The organism is Mycolicibacterium fallax (genome assembly GCF_010726955.1).
Lineage (GTDB): Bacteria > Actinomycetota > Actinomycetes > Mycobacteriales > Mycobacteriaceae > Mycobacterium > Mycobacterium fallax.
The window spans coordinates 315,717-333,341 of the sequence record NZ_AP022603.1 but is presented as its reverse complement, the minus strand read 5'-3'; the positions used below and the strand labels follow the sequence as shown (position 1 = coordinate 333,341).

Here is a 17,625-nt window from a genome sequence, read left to right as displayed (position 1 = left end):
ACTCCGGCGGTCGCCCAGCCCTGGGAAATGACCACCCGGTGTGGCACGATGACATCCAGTCTGCTGACTGGACACACTGTCCAGCGAAATTGCAGCGCAGTGAAATTCCAACGCGAGGAGCGACGAGATGCCCGAACCGGCTGCCGCCCTGGGGCCCAAACCGGCCGAGTACGACGCCGCCTGGGTGCGCGCCAAGTACGACCTCGAACGCGACAAGCGGCTGCGCACCGACGCCGTCGAGCAGTACGTCGAGGTCACCGCCGATTTCTCGCACTACGCCGACGACCCGTACTGCGAGCCGCTGGAACGCGAACCGGTGCGCGATCACGTCCAGGTCGCCTTCATCGGCGCCGGGCTGGGCACCATCATCGCCGCCGCCCGGCTGCGCGAGGCCGGCGTCACCGACATCCGGGTCCTCGACACCGCCGGCGACTTCGGTGGCACCTGGTACTGGAACCGCTACCCCGGCGCCCAGTGCGACATCGAGTCCTACATCTACCTGCCGCTGCTCGAAGAGCTGAACTACCTGCCCACCGAGCGCTACGCGCACGGCACCGAGATTCGCACCCACCTGCAGAACGCCGCCCGGCACTACCGCCTCTACGACAACGCGCTGCTGCAGACCACCGTCACCGGCCTGCGCTGGGATGACGCGGCCGCGGTCTGGGTGGTCTCCACCAACCGCGGCGACGAGTTCACCGCCAACCTGGTCACCATCTCCCCCGGGTCGCTGTCGCGGCCCAAGCTGCCCGGCATCCCGGGCATCAACGAGTTCGCCGGGCACACCTTCCACACCAGCCGCTGGGACTACGGGTACACCGGCGGCGACGAGACCGGCGGGCTGACCGGGCTGACCGACAAGAAGGTCGGCGTGATCGGCACCGGATCCACCGGGCTGCAATGCATTCCGTTCCTCGGCGAGTGGGCCGAGAAGCTGTACGTATTCCAGCGCACCCCGAGCACCATCAGCGAACGCAACAACCGGCCCACCGATCCGGACTGGGCGGCCACCCTGAAGCCGGGCTGGCAGCGCGAGCGGATGGAGAACTTCACCCGGGTCACCGCCGGGGTGGAGATGGACCTCGACCTGACCGACGACGGCTGGACCCGCAAGTCACTGGAGCTGGCCGAGCCGGCGGTGATCCGCGAAACCGCCCGGCTGGGCAGGGAGATGACCCCCGAGGAGATCACCGACCTGCTGTTCCGGCTGGACTGGGAGGCGATGGAACGGCTGCGCACCCGCATCGACGACACCGTCACCGACCCGGCGACCGCCGAATCGCTGAAGGCCTGGTACCGCATCAACTGCAAGCGCCTCGGCTTCCACGACCAGTACCTGCTGACCTTCAACCGCCCCAACGTCACTCTGGTCGACACCGACGGCCGCGGCGTCGAGCGGTTCACCGAGAACGCCGTCGTCGTCGGCGGGGTGGAGTACGAGCTCGACGCGCTGGTGTTCGCGACCGGGTTCGAGGTCGGCACCGAGTTCACCCGTCAGCTCGGCTTCGAGGTCACCGGCCGCGACGGGGTGCGGCTCTCGGACAAGTGGGCCAAGGGCATGCGGACCTTCCACGGGCTGCAGACCAACGGCTTCCCGAACTGCTTCTTCCTCGGCTACACCCAGTCCGGGGTGTCGCCCAACTACACCCACACCGCCGAGGAACGCGCCCGGCACTTCGCCTACCTGGTCACCGCCTTCCTCGAGCGCGGCGCCAGCACCATCGAGGCCACCCGGGAGGCCGAGGATTCCTGGCTGACCGCCATGCACGAGGCCTCGGAGAAACCCAAGGCGTTCTATGCCGAATGCACGCCGAGCTACCTGAGTTCGGAAGGGGACAAAGAGAATCCGCACGGCATGCTGGCCACCAACTACGGCGGAAAGCCGACCGACTTCTTTCAGATGCTGGCGGACTGGCGCGCCGCCGGGCAGCTGGAGGGGGTGGTGATCCGGTGACCGGTACCGCCGCGGCCGCGCCCAAGCTCACCATGCGCGACCGGCACCGGCTGCTGACCCGCGACCACATTCTGACCGCCGGGCTGGCGGCGTTCGCCGAACGCGGCTACGTCGCGGTCACCGTCGACGACATCGCCCGCCGCGCCGGCATCGGCCGCGCGACGTTCTACCTGCACTTCGACGGCAAGGCGGCGGTGCTGCGCGAACTGCGCAACACCGCGATGGCGGTGTGGTCCCAGCAGGACGCCCCGCGCGGCGGCCCGTCCGGCCGGCCCTCGATCCGGGCCTTCTTCGAGAAGGTGGTGGACTTCTACACCTCCGCGCCGCAGCTCTACACCGCGCTGCACCAGGCCCGCGCGGCCGACCCCGAGTTCGCCGCGGCGCACCGGGCCACCATGGAGGCCGACGTCGGGGAATGGATCGAGGTCGGCGCCATGCCCGGCGCGACCGAGGCGCAGATCCGGCTGTCGGTCGCGATGATGTACACCATGGTCGACGCGTTCATGCACCTGTGGCTGATCGACGGCTGGCCGCTGGATCGCGAGGCCGCGATCGAGGCGATGACCGACGCCCTGCACGCCACCATGCGCTGAGGGTTACGACCCGAGCGCGGCCGCGATTTCCTCGGCTGCTGAGCCAACCGGGATCTCGCGGGTCTCCCCGCTGAACCGATCGCGCAGCTCCACCACGCCGTTGGCCCAGCCGCGCCCGACCACCACGATCCACGGCACACCCAGCAGCTCGGCGTCCTTGAACTTCACCCCCGGTGAGGCGGTCCGGTCGTCGAACAGGATCTCCAGGCCGCGGCCGTCGAGCTCGGCGGCCAGCGCGGTCGCGCCGGCCCGGGCCTGCTCGTCCTTGTTGGCGATCACCAGGTGCACGTCGAACGGTGAGACGCTCGACGGCCAGCGCAGCCCCATCTGGTCGTGGCACTGCTCGGCGATCACCGCGACCAGCCGGGACACCCCGATGCCGTAGGAGCCCATGGTCGGGCGCACCGGCTTGCCGTTCTCCCCCAGCACGTCGACGGAGAAGGTGTCGGTGTACTTGCGGCCCAGCTGGAAGATGTGCCCGATCTCGATGCCGCGGGCGCTGACCAGCGCACCGGCCCCGTCCGGGGACGGGTCGCCGTCGCGGACCTCGGCGGCCTCGATGGTCCCGTCGCCGGTGAAGTCCCGGCCGGCGACCAGCCCCACCACGTGCCGGCCGGGGGCGTCGGCGCCGGTGATCCAGCTCGTTCCCGCGACGATCCGGGGATCCAGCAGGTAGCGCACGCCGTTGTCGCGCAGCGCCTGTGGACCGATGTAGCCCTTCACCAGGAACGGGTGCCGGGCGAAGTCGGCGGCCTCCAGCATCGCGTATTCGGCGGGTTCCAGCGCCGCGCCGAGCCGCTTGTCGTCGACCTCGCGGTCCCCGGGCACCCCGATCGCCAGCAGCTCCCAGTCCCCACCGGGCTGGCGAACCTTGAGCAGCACGTTCTTCAGGGTGTCGGCGGCGGTCACCGTCCGGCCGGCGAACTGCGTCAGGCCGGCGGCGTTCGCCCAGTCCACCAGGGTGGCGATGGTCTCGGTGTCCGGGGTGTCGTGGGTGACGGCCGCGGGCAGCGCGGCGATCTCGTCGTCGGACCGCCCGGCCGGGGCCGGGGTGGTGACCGCCTCGACGTTGGCGGCGTAGCCGGACTCCAGGCAGCGCACGAAGGTGTCCTCGCCGACCTCGCTCTCGGCCAGGAACTCCTCCGACGCGCTGCCGCCCATCGCCCCGGACACCGCCGAGACGATGACGTAGCGCAGCCCGATCCGGTCGAAGATCTTCTGGTAGGCATCGCGGTGGTTGTTGTAGGCGCGGACCAGCCCGGCGTCGTCGACGTCGAAGGAGTACGAGTCCTTCATGATGAATTCGCGGCCGCGCAGGATGCCGGCGCGGGGCCGCGCCTCGTCGCGGTACTTGTTCTGCACCTGGTACAGCACGACCGGGAAGTCCTTGTACGAGCTGTACTCCCCCTTGACCGTGAGGGTGAACAGTTCCTCGTGGGTGGGCCCCAGCAGGTAGTCATTGTCCCGGCGGTCCTGCAGCCGGAACAGGTTCTCGCCGTACTCGGTCCACCGGCCGGTCTGCTCGTAGGGCGCCCGCGGCAGCAGCGCCGGGAACAGGATCTCCTGCCCGCCGATGGCATCCATCTCCTCGCGGACGATGCGCTCGATCCTGCGCAGCACCCGCAGCCCCAGCGGCAGCCAGCTGTACAGGCCGGGACCGATCGGGCGGACGTAGCCGGCCCGGATCAGCAGCTTATGGCTGGGGACTTCGGCGTCGGCGGGATCGTCGCGCAGCGTGCGCAGGAACAGCTCGGACATGCGGGTGATCACAGCCGATCAGCCTACCCATCCGCCGCGCGGCGATCGACGCGGCCGGTTCTCAGCGCACGGCGCCGGAGATGGCGCGCTGGTACCGGGTGCGCTGCTCGGCCGGCACCGCCGGATCGAACACCACCACGAAGTCCTCGATGCCGTAGCCGTCGGGCAGCTGGCCCAGATGGCGCAGCGCGGTGCCGGTGCTGGGGAACTTCAGCACCGTCACGGTGTCGGTGGTCACCGCCTGCAGGCAGCCGATCTTCGGGCAGCGCTGCGCGGTGTCGTCGTGGGCGTTCGGGGCGGCCAGGTCCGCCGCGACGATGGCGTCGACGACCGACTGCGCGGTGGCGCTGTTCAGCGCCGCGCCGGAGTCCGCCGCCGGTGGCGCCGGCCGGTCCCCGTCGCTGCTGCACCCGGTCAGCGTCAGGCCGACGGCCAGGATCGCGCCGGCCAGCATCCGGTGGGTCAGCACCACGGGCTACAGCTCTCCGGCATCGATGGCTTCCTTGACTTCCTGGGCGTGCGCGACTTCCTTGGCGGTGTAGCCGATGAACAGCGCGGCCGCACCGACCAGCACGGCGACAGCGGCCACCCAGAGCATGCCGTAGGCGTAGCCCTGGTCCAGCGCATGCAGTTGGGCGTCGGTCATGTCCGCGACCTTCACATCCCGGGTGCTCGGATCCATGAAGAGCATCCGGGAGGTGATGACGGCCTGGATGATGGCCAGCACCACCGGGCCACCGAGGTTCTGCAGCATCAGCGCGATCGCCGAGACCGGGCCGATGTCGGAGAAACTGACCCCGGCGATCGCCGACACCGTCAGCGGAACCACGATCATGCCGATGCCGAAGCCGCCGACGGTGATCGGCAGCACCAGGTTCGGGAAGTACGGGATGCCCTCGTGCAGGGTGGATCCGTAGAGCATGGCGCCCAGCACCAGGATTCCGCCGCCGATCACCAGTACCCGCGGGGAGAACACCGACACCAGTTGACTGGACAATCCCAGTCCAATGCCCAGGGCGATGACGAACGGGATGAACTTGATGCCCGCCTCCAGCGGGCTGTAACCCAGGATGTCCTGCACGTAGATGCCGATCAGCACGGTCAGGGTGAACATCACGCCGCCGGCCAGGAAGATCGCGCCGAAGGTGGCCAGCCGATTGCGGTCGAGGAACAGCGCGAACGGCACGACCGGGTTCTCCGCGGAGCGTTCCACCAGCACGAAGGCGCCGAAGAACACCGCGGCCGCGGCACCGGAGATCAGCGTCACCGGGCTGTCCCAGCCGTATTCGGGACCGCAGGAGAAGCCGAACACCGCGGCCGTACAGGCCAGGGTGGCCAGCAGCGCGCCCGCGGCGTCGAGCTTCATCGGCTCGCGTGCGGTCTCGCTCAGCGAGTTGCGGGCCAGGTAGATCATCGCCACGCCGATCGGCACGTTGACCCAGAAGGCCAGCCGCCAGTCGAGCTGCACCAGCGCGCCGCCGACGACCAGGCCCATCACCGAACCGATGCCGGTCATGGCGGCGAACACCGCCGTCGCAGCGTTGCGCGCGGGCCCCTTGGGGAAGGTGGTGGCCACCAGGGCCAGGCCGGTCGGGCTGGCGATCGCCGCGCCCACGCCCTGCAGCAGCCGGGCGATGACCAGGGTCGCCTCGTCCCACGCCGAGGCGCACAGGATGGAGGCGATGGTGAACAGTGCGACGCCGACGATGAAGGTGCGCTTGCGGCCGATGGTGTCGCCGAGCCGCCCACCGAGCAGCATCAGCCCGCCGAAGGTGAGCACGTAGGCGGTGATCACCCAGCTGCGGCCGGCGTCGGACAGGTTCAGGGATTCCTGGATCCTGGGCAGCGCGACGATCGCGATGGTGCTGTCCATGGTGGCGAGCAGCTGCATGCCGCCGATCGCCACGACCGCGGAGATGAACCGCCAGGAGGGCAGCATTTCGGGGAGTCGGCTGGCGTAGCCGCCGGTTGCCCGGGCCGTGCGCCGTGCGCTGTCGTCCCGGCGCCCGGAATCGGTGGCCGCCATCGCCTGCTCGGCGTCGCTGAGAGCCGTCATGGGGACCTACTCTACAGTAATCTTAAGAGGAGTTTAAGCCCGGCGACTCGGCGGCCCTACTCCGGCAGCGCCAGCCCGACGACCGGTCCGATCACGATAATCGCAGGTGGGCGCACTCCTTCGGCCCGCATCACCGCGGCCGCGTCGGCCAGCGTCGCGCGTACGACACGCTGAGCGGGGGTGCTGCCGTGCTGCACCACCAGAACCGGTGTTTCCGCAGCTCGACCGCCCCTGAGCAGCGCGTCAGCGAACAGCTCGATGCGCTCCACGGCCATCAGCAGCACGATCGTGCCGGTCATCGCGGCCAGTGCGTCCCAATTCACTAACGATCCGGGCGCGCCCGGGGCAACATGGCCGCTGACCACGGTGAATTCGTGATTGACCGCACGGTGGGTGACCGGAACGCCGGCCAGCCCGGGCACCCCGATCGCGCTGGAAACCCCGGGAACGACGGTGACCGGGATCCCAGCCTCGGTGCAGGCGAGAACTTCCTCATAGCCGCGCGCGAAGACGAACGGATCCCCGCCCTTGAGCCGCACCACGAACGACCCGGCCCGGGCCCGATCGATGAGCACGGCGTTGATCGCCTCCTGCGCCATCGCCCGGCCGTAGGGGATCTTCGCGGCATCGATGACCTCGACGTGCGGCGGCAGTTCGGAAAGCAGCTCCGGCGGCGCCAGCCGGTCGGCGACGACGACGTCGGCGCGGGCCAGCAGCCGGCGGCCGCGCACGGTGATCAGCTCCGGGTCGCCGGGGCCGCCGCCGACCAGGGCGACGGTGCCGGCCAGCGCCTGACTGGCCGACGGCTCGGCGATCGGGGTGACCAGCCCGCCGGCCAGCGCCTCCCGGATCGCGGTGCGGATCGCCGCGGACCGACGGTGCTCTCCCCCGGCCAGCACACCGACCGCCAGGCCGTCCTGGGCGAAGGTGGCCGGGGTGACGGCGCTGCCGTCGACCGCGGCGTCGGCGCGCACGCAGAACACCCGCCTGCGGTCGGCCTCGGCGACGACGGCGGCGTTGACGGCCGGATCGTCGGTGGCCGCGATGGCGTACCAGGCGCCGTCGAGGTCACCGTCGCGGTAGTCGCGCAGCGTGACGGTGACCCCGGGCATCGCCTCCACCGCGGGGGTGGCGGTGCGGGCCACCACGTGTACATCGGCGCCGCTGGACACCAGCAGGCCCAGGCGGCGCTGGGCGACGCTGCCGCCGCCGACCACCACGACCTTCTTCCCGGCCAGCCGCAGCCCGACCAGGTAGGCGTTCTCGCTCACCCGGTGAGCTTAGCGACGCGCTCGGCGGCCAGCCCAACGAACCTGGCGACCGCGTCGCCGGTCGCGGCCGGATGGGTGTGCAGGTATGAGCCGAACACCGCGCCGCGCACGGCGCCGTCGGACACCGGATTGCCCGCGCCGTCGCGGAACTTCCAGGCCGGCGGGTAGTCGTCGGCGTAATCGACTGCGGTCCGGTGGAATTCGTGGCCGACGACGCGTTGCCCGACCCGGTGCACACAGGAATCGGCGACCGCCACGGCGTCCCGATAGCCCAGCGTCAGCCGCGCGGTGAACCGCGCCGAGCCGGCCAGCACCCCGCACATCGGGTGCCCGTCGAGGTCGTCCATCAGGTAGGTCAGCCCGGCGCACTCGGCGTACACCGGCCCGCCGAAGTCGCGGAGCTGTGACCGCAGCGCCGCGTTGGCCGACAGTTCCTCGGGGTACTGCTCCGGGAATCCGCCGGGCAGCAGCACCGCGGCGGTGCGCTCGGGCAGCACATCGGCCAGCGGGTCGAAGGTCAGCACGTCCGCGCCGGCGGCCGCCAGCAGCTCGGTGTGCTCGGGATAGCCGAAGGTGAACGCCCGGCCGGCCGCCACCGCCACCACCGGGCGCCCGGGCACGGGTTCTCCGACCGCCCGGTGCGGCGACCACGGTGCGGTGGCCGCCGCGGCCCGGGCCAGGGCGGCCACCGCGGCGACGTCGACGTGCCGGGACACCACCTCGGCCATCGCCGTCACCGCGGCGTCGGCGGCCGCGCCGTGTTCGTGCGCGGTCACCAGGCCCAGGTGCCGCGACGGCAGTTCCAGTTCGGTGGTCCTGGGCACCGCCCCCAGCACCGGCAGGCCGACCGTCGCGCAGGCCTCCCGCAGCACCTGCTCGTGCCGCGGCGAACCGACCCGGTTGAGGATCACCCCGGCCAGCGCGGTGCCCGGATCGAAGCTGGCGAAGCCGTGCAGCAGCGCGGCCAGGCTCTGGCTCTGGCCGCGGGCATCGACCACCAGCACGATCGGGGCACCCAGCAGGCCGGCGACCTGGGCCGTCGACCCGGCCGGCAGCCCGGTGCCGGCGGCGATCCGGCCGTCGAACAGGCCCATCACCCCCTCGACGACGGCGATGTCGCTGCCGGCCGCGCCGTGCCGGTACAGCGGTCCGATCAGCTCGGGTCCCACCAGCACCGGGTCCAGGTTGCGGCCCGGCCGGCCGGTGGCCAGCCCGTGATAGCCGGGGTCGATGAAGTCGGGCCCCACCTTGAACCCGGCCGCCCGGTGCCCGGCCCGGCGCAGCGCCCCCAGCAGACCGGTGGCCAGCGTGGTCTTCCCGCTGCCGGAGGCCGGCGCGGCGATCACCACCGCCGGGACAGTCACCACTCGATGCCCTTTTGGCCCTTTCGGCCCGCGTCCATCGGGTGTTTGACCTTGGTCATCTCGGTGACCAGGTCGGCCGCCTCGATCAGCGCGGGCGGGGCGTCGCGACCGGTGATCACCACGTGCTGGTTGCCCGGCCGGGCGGCCAGCGTCGCGATCACCTCATCGGTGTCGATCCAGCCCCACTTCAGCGGGTAGGTGAACTCGTCGAGCACATAGAAGTCGTGCGCGCCGGCGGCCAGCCGCCGGGAGATCTCCGCCCAGCCCTCCGCGGCGGCGGCCGCGTGATCGGACTCCTCGCCCTGCCGCCGGGACCAGGACCAGCCCGAACCCATCTTGTGCCACTGCACCGGCGCGCCGACGCCGTGGTCGGTGTGCGCGCGGTCCAGCGCGGCGAACGCCGACTCCTCGCCGACCTTCCACTTGGCGCTCTTGACGAACTGGAAGACCGCCACCGCCAGCCCGGCGTTCCAGGCCCGCAGCGCCATCCCGAACGCGGCGGTCGACTTTCCCTTCCCGGCGCCGGTGTGCACGGCCAGCACCGGCTGGTTGCGCCGGGCCCGGGTGCTCAGGCCGTCGTCGGGAATCGATACCGGTTGCCCCTTGGGCATGGTGGTCTCCTGGTTCTCAGGCGGCCGCGCGGACCGCGGCGGTCAGGGTGTCGGCGCGCAGCTGGTCCAGCCGGATCGCCGGGGCGTCCAGGGCCCGGGCCAGTTCGCCCGCCAAACCCAAACGCACAAAGGAGGTCTCGCAGTCCACCACGACCGACGCCGCACCCTCGGCGCGCAGCCGGGCGGCGGCGGTGCGGGTGCGGCCCAGCGGATCCGGACCGCCGGTGGCGCGGCCGTCGGTGAGCACCACCACCAGGGCCCGGCGGGTGCGGTCGCGGATGCGTTCGCGGGTCACCAGGTCCCGGGCGGCCAGCAGGCCCTCGGCCAGCGGGGTCTTGCCGCCGGTGTCGAACCGGGCCAGCCGGCGCCCGGCGATGTGCGCCGAGGAGGTCGGCGGCAGCAGCAGGTCGGCGCGGCGGCCGCGGAAGGTGATCACGGCGACCTTGTCCCGACGCTGGTAGGCGTCGCGCAGCAGCGACAGCGCGGCGCCGGTGACCGCCGACATCCGGTCCCGGGCGGCCATCGACCCGGAGGCGTCGACCAGGAAGATCACCAGGTTGCCCTCCCGGCCCTCGCGGATCGCCCGGCGCAGGTCAGCGATGCCGGGACGCAGCGGTCCGGGGCCGCCGGCGTGCTCGGCGGCGCGCAGCAGGGTCGCGAAAAGGTGGATGCCGGAGGCTGTTTCGTCGTCGGGACCGGCCGGGCTGATCACCGCTCCGGTCCGGTTTCGGGCCACCGAGCGGCGGCCCGGCGCGCCCTCGCCGATGCCGGGGACCCGCAGCGCGCGGGTGCGGAAGGTCGCCGTGGGCGGGGCCGACGGCCGGTTCGGCGCCGCACCGGGACCGTCGGAGCCGGCGCCGGTCTCCCCGGCGTCGGCACCCGGGCCGTCCGGGGACCTCGGCGGCCCGGAATCCGGCGGTGGTCCGCCGGGATCGGGCTCACCGCCGCCGGTCGGGTCGGGGTCCGGGTCCGGATCGGGGTCGCCGAGCGCCTCGTCGAGCAGTTCGGGGTCCAGGCCCGGATCGTCGAACGGGTCGCGGCGGCGGCGGTGCGGCAGCGCCAGCTCCGCGGCGACCCGGATGTCCTCTGCGGCCACCTGGTCGGCGCCGCGCCACGCGGCGTGCGCCACCGCGGTGCGGGCCACCACCAGATCGGCCCGCATGCCGTCGACGTCGAAGGCCGCGCACAGCCCGGCGATCCGCCGTAATTCGTTGTCCGGCAGCACAATCTGCGGCACCCGGGCCCGCGCGGCGGCGATCTTGCCGGTCAGCTCGGCCTCCGCGTCGAGGTGGCGCGCGGCGAACCCGTGCGGATCGGCCTCGTAGGCCAGCCGGGCGGAGATCACCGCGGTGCGCACCTCGACGTCGCGGGATGCCCGCACCTCGACGGTCAGCCCGAACCGGTCCAGCAGCTGCGGCCGCAGCTCGCCCTCCTCCGGGTTCATCGTCCCGATCAGCACGAACCGGGCGTCGTGGGAATGCGAGATGCCCTCGCGCTCGATGTGCACCCGGCCCATCGCCGCGGCGTCGAGCAGGATGTCGACGAGGTGATCGTGCAGCAGGTTGACCTCGTCGACGTAGAGCACGCCGCCGTGCGCACCCGCCAGCAGGCCCGGGGAGAACGCGTGCTCGCCCTGACCGAGCACCTTCTGCAGGTCCAGCGAGCCGATCACCCGGTCCTCGGTGGCCCCGATCGGCAGTTCCACCAGCCGGCCGCCGTCCACCCCGGCCAGCAGCGCGCCGAGGGCACGCACGGCCGTCGACTTCGCGGTGCCCTTCTCGCCGCGGATCAGCACCCCGCCGATCTCCGGGCGCACCGCGCACAGCAGCAGCGCCAGCCGCAGCCGATCATGTCCGACGATCGCGCTGAACGGGTAGGGCGGGATGTCGGCGCTGCTCACGATGCTCCCTCTCCCCGGCCGACCAGCCGGACCATCGGGACGTGCGGGATGCCGTCCTCGCTGAACTCCGGCCCGTCGGCGACGAACCCGTGCCGGGCGTACATCTCGGTCAGGTAGATCTGGGCGTCGACCCGGCACGGGTGCGATCCGACCTCGGCCAGCGCCGAGGTCAGCAGCCGCGCGGCGTGCCCGGCCCCGCGCCGGTCCCGACGGGTGCACACCCGGCCGATCCGGAACGCCTTCTCCCCGCCGGGATGCTCCTCCATCAGCCGCAGCGTGGCGATGACCCGGTCGCCGGTCTCGGCGACCGCGGCGTCGGGCAGTTCCAGCCAGAAGTGCCGGGTCTCGGCCAGCAGGTCGCGGCCGTCGAGTTCCGGGTACGGGCAGGCCTGCTCCACGACGAACACCTCAACGCGCAGCTTGAGCAGTTCGTAGAGGGTGGCGGCGTCGAGGTCCTGGGCCCAGGCCCGGCGCAACGCGGGGGTCACGGCCCGTCAGAGCCCGTCGCCGTCGGCGGCGGGTACCACCGCGGTGGATTCCAGCGCAAGGGCCCGCTGGGTCCAGGACCACACCTCGTCGAACAGCGCGGGCTCGGCGGAGAGCTTGGTCCCCAGCGACGGGATCATCTCGGTCAGCTTGGGCACCCAGCCCTGGTAGCGGTCGGCAAAGCAGCGCGCCATCACATCCAGCATCGCCGGGACGGCGGTGGAGGCGCCGGGCGAGGCGCCGAGCAGGCCGGCCAGGCTGCCGTCGGCCGCGGCGAGCACCGCGGTGCCGAACTCCAGGGTGCCGCCCAGCCCCTGCTCCGCGGGCTTGATCACCTGGACCCGCTGACCGGCGTGCACCAGGCTCCAGTCCGCGTCCTGCGCGGTGGGCGCGAAGTCGCGCAGCGCGTCGACCCGCTCGGAATCCGACAGCGCCAGCTGCCGGATCAGGTAGGTGGTCAGGTCCAGCTGGGTCAGCCCCACCCCGAGCATCGAGCCGACGTTGTTGGGCTTCACCGACGCGGGGAGATCGGTGAACTTGCCGTGCTTGAGGAACTTCGGGGTCCAGCCGGCGAACGGGCCGAACATCAGCCACGGCTTGCCGTTGATGATCCGGGTGTCCAGGTGCGGCGCCGACATCGGCGGGGCGCCCAGCGGCGGGAAGCCGTACACCTTGGCCTGGTGCCGGGAGGTCACCGCGGGGTTGGAGGCGCGCAGGAACTGCCCGCCGACCGGGAAGCCGCCGTACCCCTTGGCCTCGGGGATACCGGATTTCTGCAGCAGCGGCAGCGCCTCGCCGCCGGCGCCGACGAACACGAAGCGGGTGTCGATGGTCTGCTTGTCGCCGGTGCGACGGTTGCGCACCTTCACCGACCAGCCCCCGGAGTTGCGGCTGAGGTTGGTGACCTCGTTGCCGAACAGCACCGAGGTGCCGTTGCGGACGGCGAAGTTGATCAGCTGCTTGGTCAGCGAACCGAAGTCGATGTCGGTGCCCTCGGTGGTCCAGTTCAGGCCGACCGGCTCGGTGAAGTCGCGGCCGGCGGCCATCAGCGGCAGCCGGCGGGCGAACTCGTCGTGGTCGTTGGTGAACTCGGTGGTGGCGAACAGCGGGTTGGCCGCCAGCGCGTCGCGGCGCTTGCGCAGGTATTCGACCCGGTCGGCGCCCTGCACGAACGACACGTGCGGCACCGGGTTGAGGAAGCTGCGGACGTCGGTGAGCACACCGTTTTCCACCCCGTGCGCCCAGAACTGCCGGGACACCTGGAACTGCTCGTTGACCGTCACCGCCTTGGTGATGTCGATGCTGCCGTCGGCCTTCTCCGGGGTGTAGTTGAGCTCGCACAGCGCGGAGTGGCCGGTGCCCGCGTTGTTCCACGGGTCGCTGCTCTCCGCGGCGGCCGCGTCGAGTCGTTCGATCACGGTGATCGACCAATCCGGTTCGACCAGACGCAGCAAAGCCCCCAGCGTGGCGCTCATGATCCCGGCGCCGATCAGTACGACATCGGTCTTGGTCACTGCAGTGTCTGCCACCGGTCCCTCGCCCTTCGCGATTGCGCGGCCGCCGGGCCCCGAACGTCTGCGGGCACGGCGGGTTATCGGCTATGAGGTTATCGGGTGGCAACTGGTGAGCGCCATCACGTCCGGCCGCCCGGGTGACAACCACCGGGCCGGTGCGGCGGCCAAATCGCCGTGCCCGCGGGGCGACCCATAGTAATATTGCAATATGAGCAACGAATCGAGCGCCTGCAGCAATCCGAACTGCACCTGCGAGAACTGCACCTGCGGAAGTTCCTGCAGCTGCGGCTCCGACAAGTAGTCAGTCCGGCCCACCCCGAGTCCGGCCCCGAGGCATCCGCCCGGGGCCGGTTTTTCTTGGCTCACCAGTCGGCGCTGCGCAGCACGATCTCGGCGGCCAGCTGGGCGGCGGATTCGGTGACCCGGCGCCGGTCGAGCAGGTCCACCTGCCGGAAGTCGCCGTGGACGTAGCGCCGGCTGGCCCGGGCGGCGGCGGCCGCGGCGGGCGTGCTGACCAGAATCGTGGTGTCCAGTTCCACCGGCCCGCAGCCCTGGGCGCCGTCGTCGCCGCAGGCCCGGGGGTGGCCACGGTCGACGGCGACCAGCGCGGTGAACCGGTCGAATCGGGTGGCGGCCAGCTGCCAGGCCAGCTCCGCCCCGGACCGGTCGCCGAACAGCACCGCCCAGCGCACCCCGACCGCGTCGAGCACCGCGGGCACCGCGTCCGGCGGCACACCGGCGGTGCCGATCACCACGGTGCGCAGCCCGGCGTTGTGCAACCGGGCGCAGATCGCGCCGTAGGCGTCGCGGGCGGCCGGGACCGCACCCAGCAGCACCACGTTCCCGCTGCGGTCGGACCCGGACACGGACACCGTGACCGCTACGGCGAGCCCGTCGACGCTGATCGTCGCGGGCGGCGGGGCCGCCGGCCGGGCCGATCGTGCCGGTGTCCCCGGTGCTCTGGCCGCCACCGCACCACGCTAGCGAGCCGGGACCGCCGCCCGGCGGGAATTGGCCCGATTCCCAGGCCGGTCACACCGGAGATTCAGGCCGCGCGCATCCGATCGGTCTGCCGGCCGAAAATCTCCAAAAAGGTCTGCGGCAGATCGGCCGTCGCGGTGATCTCGGTGTCGGGCAGCGGGAACGCCACGCCGAACAGTCCGCGCCCGCCGACGTTCGCGAATCCCATGTAGACGTCGGCGTCCACGGCGTCCAGGGTCATGGTCTGGCGGTAGAGCAGTTCGTCTTCGCGGTCGGTGGGCAGCGCCGTGGTCGTCATCGGGATGCCCTTGGCGGCCGGGTCGAACAACACGAAGAAATGCTCGCAGCGCTTGGCGGTGCTGGCCAGCTCGTCGAGGTCGAGGTTCCAGGACAGCAGCGCCATCACGATCCGGGCGCCGTTGTAGCGCACCTCGTACTTCAGCCCGCTGCCCGGGCCGCGTTCGGCCGAGGCGGCGATGACGTTGGTCAGCCCGTTGGAACAACCCTGCGGCCGGGTCAACATGCTCGGGGCCTCACCGGCGCCGTCGGGCGCCCCCGGGTCGTCCTCGATCCGGGCGAACCGCGGGCCGTCGGGGAAGTCCGCCTCGCTCAGCGCGGCGCCGGCCAGCGTCGCCCCCGGCCAGGTCGGGGTGCCGGCCACCACGTGGCAGCCCGACACCGCGCCGACGGCCGCCACCGCCAGCACGCGCCGGGCGAGCCCGCGCAACGCGCCACGCGGCGCCGGGCGGAGATTGGGCATCCGGTCAGGCTACCGCCGCAGCCCGGTCGACACGGTGGCCCGCACCGGCGGCGGGCCGTCCAGCAGGGCCAGCAACGCCGTGACGTCGGCGTGCTCCTCCAGCAGGTCGGCCATCCGGTCCAGTTGGGCGTCACGCCGGGCCGGCACGTCGGTGTCCTCGGCGACGACGAAGCCGTCCCGCCCGGCGGCCGCGGCCACCTCGGTCAGCCAGCCGCGGCGAAACGCGTTGTTGTCCAGCACGCCGTGCCAGTGCGTGCCGTAGACGGGCCGTCCGGGTGCGCACAGCCCGATGCCCGCCCAATCCGCGGCGGCGCTGGTGCCGAGCCGGCCGTGGTGGATCTCGTAGCCGCTCAGCGGCTCCCGGTGCAACGCCAGGGTCTTCTCGGCGACGAATTCGATCTCCGCGTCGAGCAGCCCCAGCCCGGGCACCGCCGCGCGGCCGGACTCTACCGGGTCCTCGATGCGCCGACACAGCATCTGGAAACCGCCGCAGATCCCCAGCGTCACCCCGCCGCGGCGGGCGTGCGCCTCGATCGCCTCGGCCAGCCCGCGGGCCCGCAGCCAGTCCAGGTCGGCGACGGTGGACTTGCTGCCGGGCAGCACCAGCAGGTCCAGGCCCACCGCGTCGGCGGCGTCGTCGATCCACCGGACCTGCACCCCGGGCTCGGCGGCCAGCGCCTCGATGTCGGTGGAGTTGGAGATCCGCGGCAGCCGGATCGCCCCGACCCGCAGCGATTGGCTGCCGACCGGAGGTTGCGGTATCCCGACCACCCGTCCGGCCAGCACCGACACCGAGTCCTCGGTGTCCAGCCACAGCTCCTGGGCATACGGCAGCACGCCGTAGCTGGGCCGATCGGTCAGCGCGGCGAGTTGGCGCAGCCCGGGCTCCAGCAGAGTCGCGTCGCCGCGGAACTTGTTGACCAGAAAGCCCGCGATCAGCGCCTGGTCGGCGGGGTCGAGGATCGCCACCGTGCCGAACAGGTGCGCCAGCAGGCCGCCGCGGTCGATGTCGCCGACCAGCACCACCGGCAGCCCGCCGGCCCGCGCCAGGCCCATGTTCGCCAGGTCGGTGGCGCGCAGGTTGATCTCCGCGGGCGAGCCCGCACCCTCGCAGATCACCGCGTCGAATTCGGTTCGCAGACTTGCCAGTTCGTCGTTGACGACGGCAGCGAGCCGGTCCCGGTGAGTCAGGTAGTCGGCGGCGCGCACCGTCGCGGCGACCCGGCCGCGGACCACCAGCTGGGAGCTGCGGTCACTGCCCGGCTTGAGCAGGATCGGGTTGAACCGCACGCTGGGTTCAAGGCCGGCGGCCCGGGCCTGCACGGCCTGGGCCCGGCCGATCTCGCCGCCCTCGACGGTGACCGCGGAGTTGTTGGACATGTTCTGCGCCTTGAACGGCGCGACCTTCACCCCGCGTCGCGCCAGCAGCCGGCACAGCCCGGCCACCACCATCGACTTGCCGGCATCGGAGCTGGTGCCGGCGACCAGCAGCGCCCCCGCCCGGGTCAAGGCGCCAGGGTGAGGATTTCCGCGCCGTCGTCGGTCACCACCAGGGTGTGCTCGAACTGGGCGGTCCACTTGCGGTCCTGGGTGACCACGGTCCAGTCGTCGTCCCAGATCTGGTAGTCCAGCGACCCGAGGTTGATCATCGGCTCGATGGTGAACGTCATACCGGGCTCGATGACGGTCTCGACCTCGGGCCGGTCGTAGTGCAGCACCACCAGCCCGTTGTGGAAGGTGGTGCCGATGCCGTGGCCGGTGAAATCCCGAACGACGTTGTACCCGAACCGGTTCGCGTAGGCCTCGATGACCCGGCCGACGACCGACAGCGAGCGTCCGGGCCGGACCGCCCTGATCGCCCGCATGGTGGCCTCGTGGGTGCGTTCGACCAGCAGGCGATGCTCCTCGCTGACCTCGCCGGCAAGGAAGGTGGCGTTGGTGTCGCCGTGCACCCCGTCGATGTAGGCGGTCACATCGATGTTGACGATGTCGCCGTCCTGGACCACCGTCGAATCCGGGATGCCGTGGCAGATGACCTCGTTGAGCGAGGTGCAGCAGGACTTCGGGAATCCCCGGTAGCCCAGGGTGGACGGGTAGGCGCCGTGATCGACCATGTAGTCGTGGGCGATGCGGTCCAGCGCGTCGGTGGTCACCCCGGGGGCGACGGCCCGCCCGGCCTCGGCCAGCGCACCGGCGGCGATCCGCCCGGCGACCCGCATCTTCTCGATCACCTCCGGGGTCTGCACCCACGGCTCGGTGCCCTCGTTGACCGTCGGCTGCCAGGCGTATTCGGGGCGTTCGATCGACTTGGGCACGGGCAGGGTCGCTGACACCCGACCGGGGTGCAAGGGGGCGCGCACGGACATGGGTCCAGCGT

The 17,625-nt window shown here is 71.9% G+C and carries 15 protein-coding genes; 2 read left to right on the top strand and 13 right to left on the bottom strand.

All coding sequences use genetic code 11. From position 1 onward, the window contains the following. The first annotated feature begins 127 nt into the window (after positions 1-127). On the top strand, positions 128-1,954 hold the full coding sequence (locus G6N10_RS01575) for a flavin-containing monooxygenase (protein WP_165757655.1): 1,827 nt from the start codon (positions 128-130) through the stop codon (positions 1,952-1,954). Then, positions 1,951-2,547 (top strand): TetR/AcrR family transcriptional regulator, encoded by a 597-nt coding sequence (locus G6N10_RS01570; protein ID WP_085093808.1) that lies wholly within the window; start codon positions 1,951-1,953, stop codon positions 2,545-2,547. Before G6N10_RS01575 ends, G6N10_RS01570 begins: the two co-directional genes overlap by 4 nt. A 3-nt stretch (positions 2,548-2,550) precedes the next feature. On the opposite strand, the gene G6N10_RS01565 is transcribed toward G6N10_RS01570, so the two are convergent. The 13 genes from G6N10_RS01565 to map all read right to left on the bottom strand — a co-directional run bounded on the left by G6N10_RS01565 (position 2,551) and on the right by map (position 17,614). Beyond that, positions 2,551-4,317 (bottom strand): proline--tRNA ligase, encoded by a 1,767-nt coding sequence (locus tag G6N10_RS01565; RefSeq protein WP_085093806.1) that lies wholly within the window; start codon positions 4,315-4,317, stop codon positions 2,551-2,553. Positions 4,318-4,366: 49 nt separating this feature from the next. After that, on the bottom strand, positions 4,367-4,777 hold the full coding sequence (locus tag G6N10_RS01560; RefSeq protein ID WP_085093804.1) for a hypothetical protein: 411 nt from the start codon (positions 4,775-4,777) through the stop codon (positions 4,367-4,369). Positions 4,778-4,780: 3 nt separating this feature from the next. Next, entirely contained in the window at positions 4,781-6,244 is a 1,464-nt protein-coding gene (locus tag G6N10_RS01555; protein ID WP_407664010.1) for an MFS transporter, read from the bottom strand. Between the two features lie 173 nt (positions 6,245-6,417). Then, the gene (cobA, locus tag G6N10_RS01550) at positions 6,418-7,632 is read right to left on the bottom strand and encodes a uroporphyrinogen-III C-methyltransferase (protein ID WP_085093800.1); all 1,215 of its coding nucleotides are present in this window, start codon (positions 7,630-7,632) and stop codon (positions 6,418-6,420) included. Continuing rightward, positions 7,629-8,996, bottom strand: a complete 1,368-nt coding sequence (locus G6N10_RS01545; protein WP_234810464.1) for a cobyrinic acid a,c-diamide synthase CobB — start codon at positions 8,994-8,996, stop codon at positions 7,629-7,631. Before G6N10_RS01545 ends, cobA begins: the two co-directional genes overlap by 4 nt. Then, positions 8,993-9,607, bottom strand: a complete 615-nt coding sequence (cobO, locus tag G6N10_RS01540; RefSeq protein WP_085093798.1) for a cob(I)yrinic acid a,c-diamide adenosyltransferase — start codon at positions 9,605-9,607, stop codon at positions 8,993-8,995. Before cobO ends, G6N10_RS01545 begins: the two co-directional genes overlap by 4 nt. 16 nt (positions 9,608-9,623) lie before the next feature. Further along, positions 9,624-11,492, bottom strand: coding sequence for a VWA domain-containing protein (locus G6N10_RS01535; protein ID WP_085093906.1), 1,869 nt, complete (start codon positions 11,490-11,492; stop codon positions 9,624-9,626). Between the two features lie 11 nt (positions 11,493-11,503). Further along, positions 11,504-11,995: a GNAT family N-acetyltransferase gene (locus G6N10_RS01530; protein ID WP_085093796.1), complete on the bottom strand. Its 492-nt coding sequence runs from the start codon at positions 11,993-11,995 to the stop codon at positions 11,504-11,506. A gap of 6 nt (positions 11,996-12,001) precedes the next feature. Beyond that, on the bottom strand, positions 12,002-13,468 hold the full coding sequence (gene mqo, locus G6N10_RS01525) for a malate dehydrogenase (quinone) (RefSeq protein ID WP_234810463.1): 1,467 nt from the start codon (positions 13,466-13,468) through the stop codon (positions 12,002-12,004). 401 nt (positions 13,469-13,869) lie between these two features. After that, positions 13,870-14,412, bottom strand: coding sequence for an alpha/beta hydrolase (locus G6N10_RS01520; RefSeq protein ID WP_085093904.1), 543 nt, complete (start codon positions 14,410-14,412; stop codon positions 13,870-13,872). A 140-nt stretch (positions 14,413-14,552) separates the two neighbouring features. Further along, positions 14,553-15,248: a hypothetical protein gene (locus tag G6N10_RS01515; protein ID WP_085093790.1), complete on the bottom strand. Its 696-nt coding sequence runs from the start codon at positions 15,246-15,248 to the stop codon at positions 14,553-14,555. A gap of 9 nt (positions 15,249-15,257) precedes the next feature. After that, on the bottom strand, positions 15,258-16,757 hold the full coding sequence (locus G6N10_RS01510) for a cobyric acid synthase (protein ID WP_263993619.1): 1,500 nt from the start codon (positions 16,755-16,757) through the stop codon (positions 15,258-15,260). Continuing rightward, positions 16,754-17,614, bottom strand: coding sequence for a type I methionyl aminopeptidase (gene map / locus G6N10_RS01505; RefSeq protein ID WP_085093786.1), 861 nt, complete (start codon positions 17,612-17,614; stop codon positions 16,754-16,756). Before map ends, G6N10_RS01510 begins: the two co-directional genes overlap by 4 nt. Positions 17,615-17,625: the final 11 nt, after the last annotated feature.

Excerpts from the sequence above, each read along its gene's own strand:
- map (WP_085093786.1), bottom strand. The coding sequence starts at position 17,614 with ATGTCCGTGCGCGCCCCCTTGCACCCCGGTCGGGTGTCAGCGACCCTG.
- G6N10_RS01515 (WP_085093790.1), bottom strand. The coding sequence starts at position 15,248 with ATGCCCAATCTCCGCCCGGCGCCGCGTGGCGCGTTGCGCGGGCTCGCC.
- cobO (WP_085093798.1), bottom strand. The coding sequence starts at position 9,607 with ATGCCCAAGGGGCAACCGGTATCGATTCCCGACGACGGCCTGAGCACC.
- mqo (WP_234810463.1), bottom strand. The coding sequence starts at position 13,468 with ATGAGCGCCACGCTGGGGGCTTTGCTGCGTCTGGTCGAACCGGATTGG.
- G6N10_RS01575 (WP_165757655.1), top strand. The coding sequence starts at position 128 with ATGCCCGAACCGGCTGCCGCCCTGGGGCCCAAACCGGCCGAGTACGAC.
- G6N10_RS01555 (WP_407664010.1), bottom strand. The coding sequence starts at position 6,244 with ATGCTGCCCTCCTGGCGGTTCATCTCCGCGGTCGTGGCGATCGGCGGC.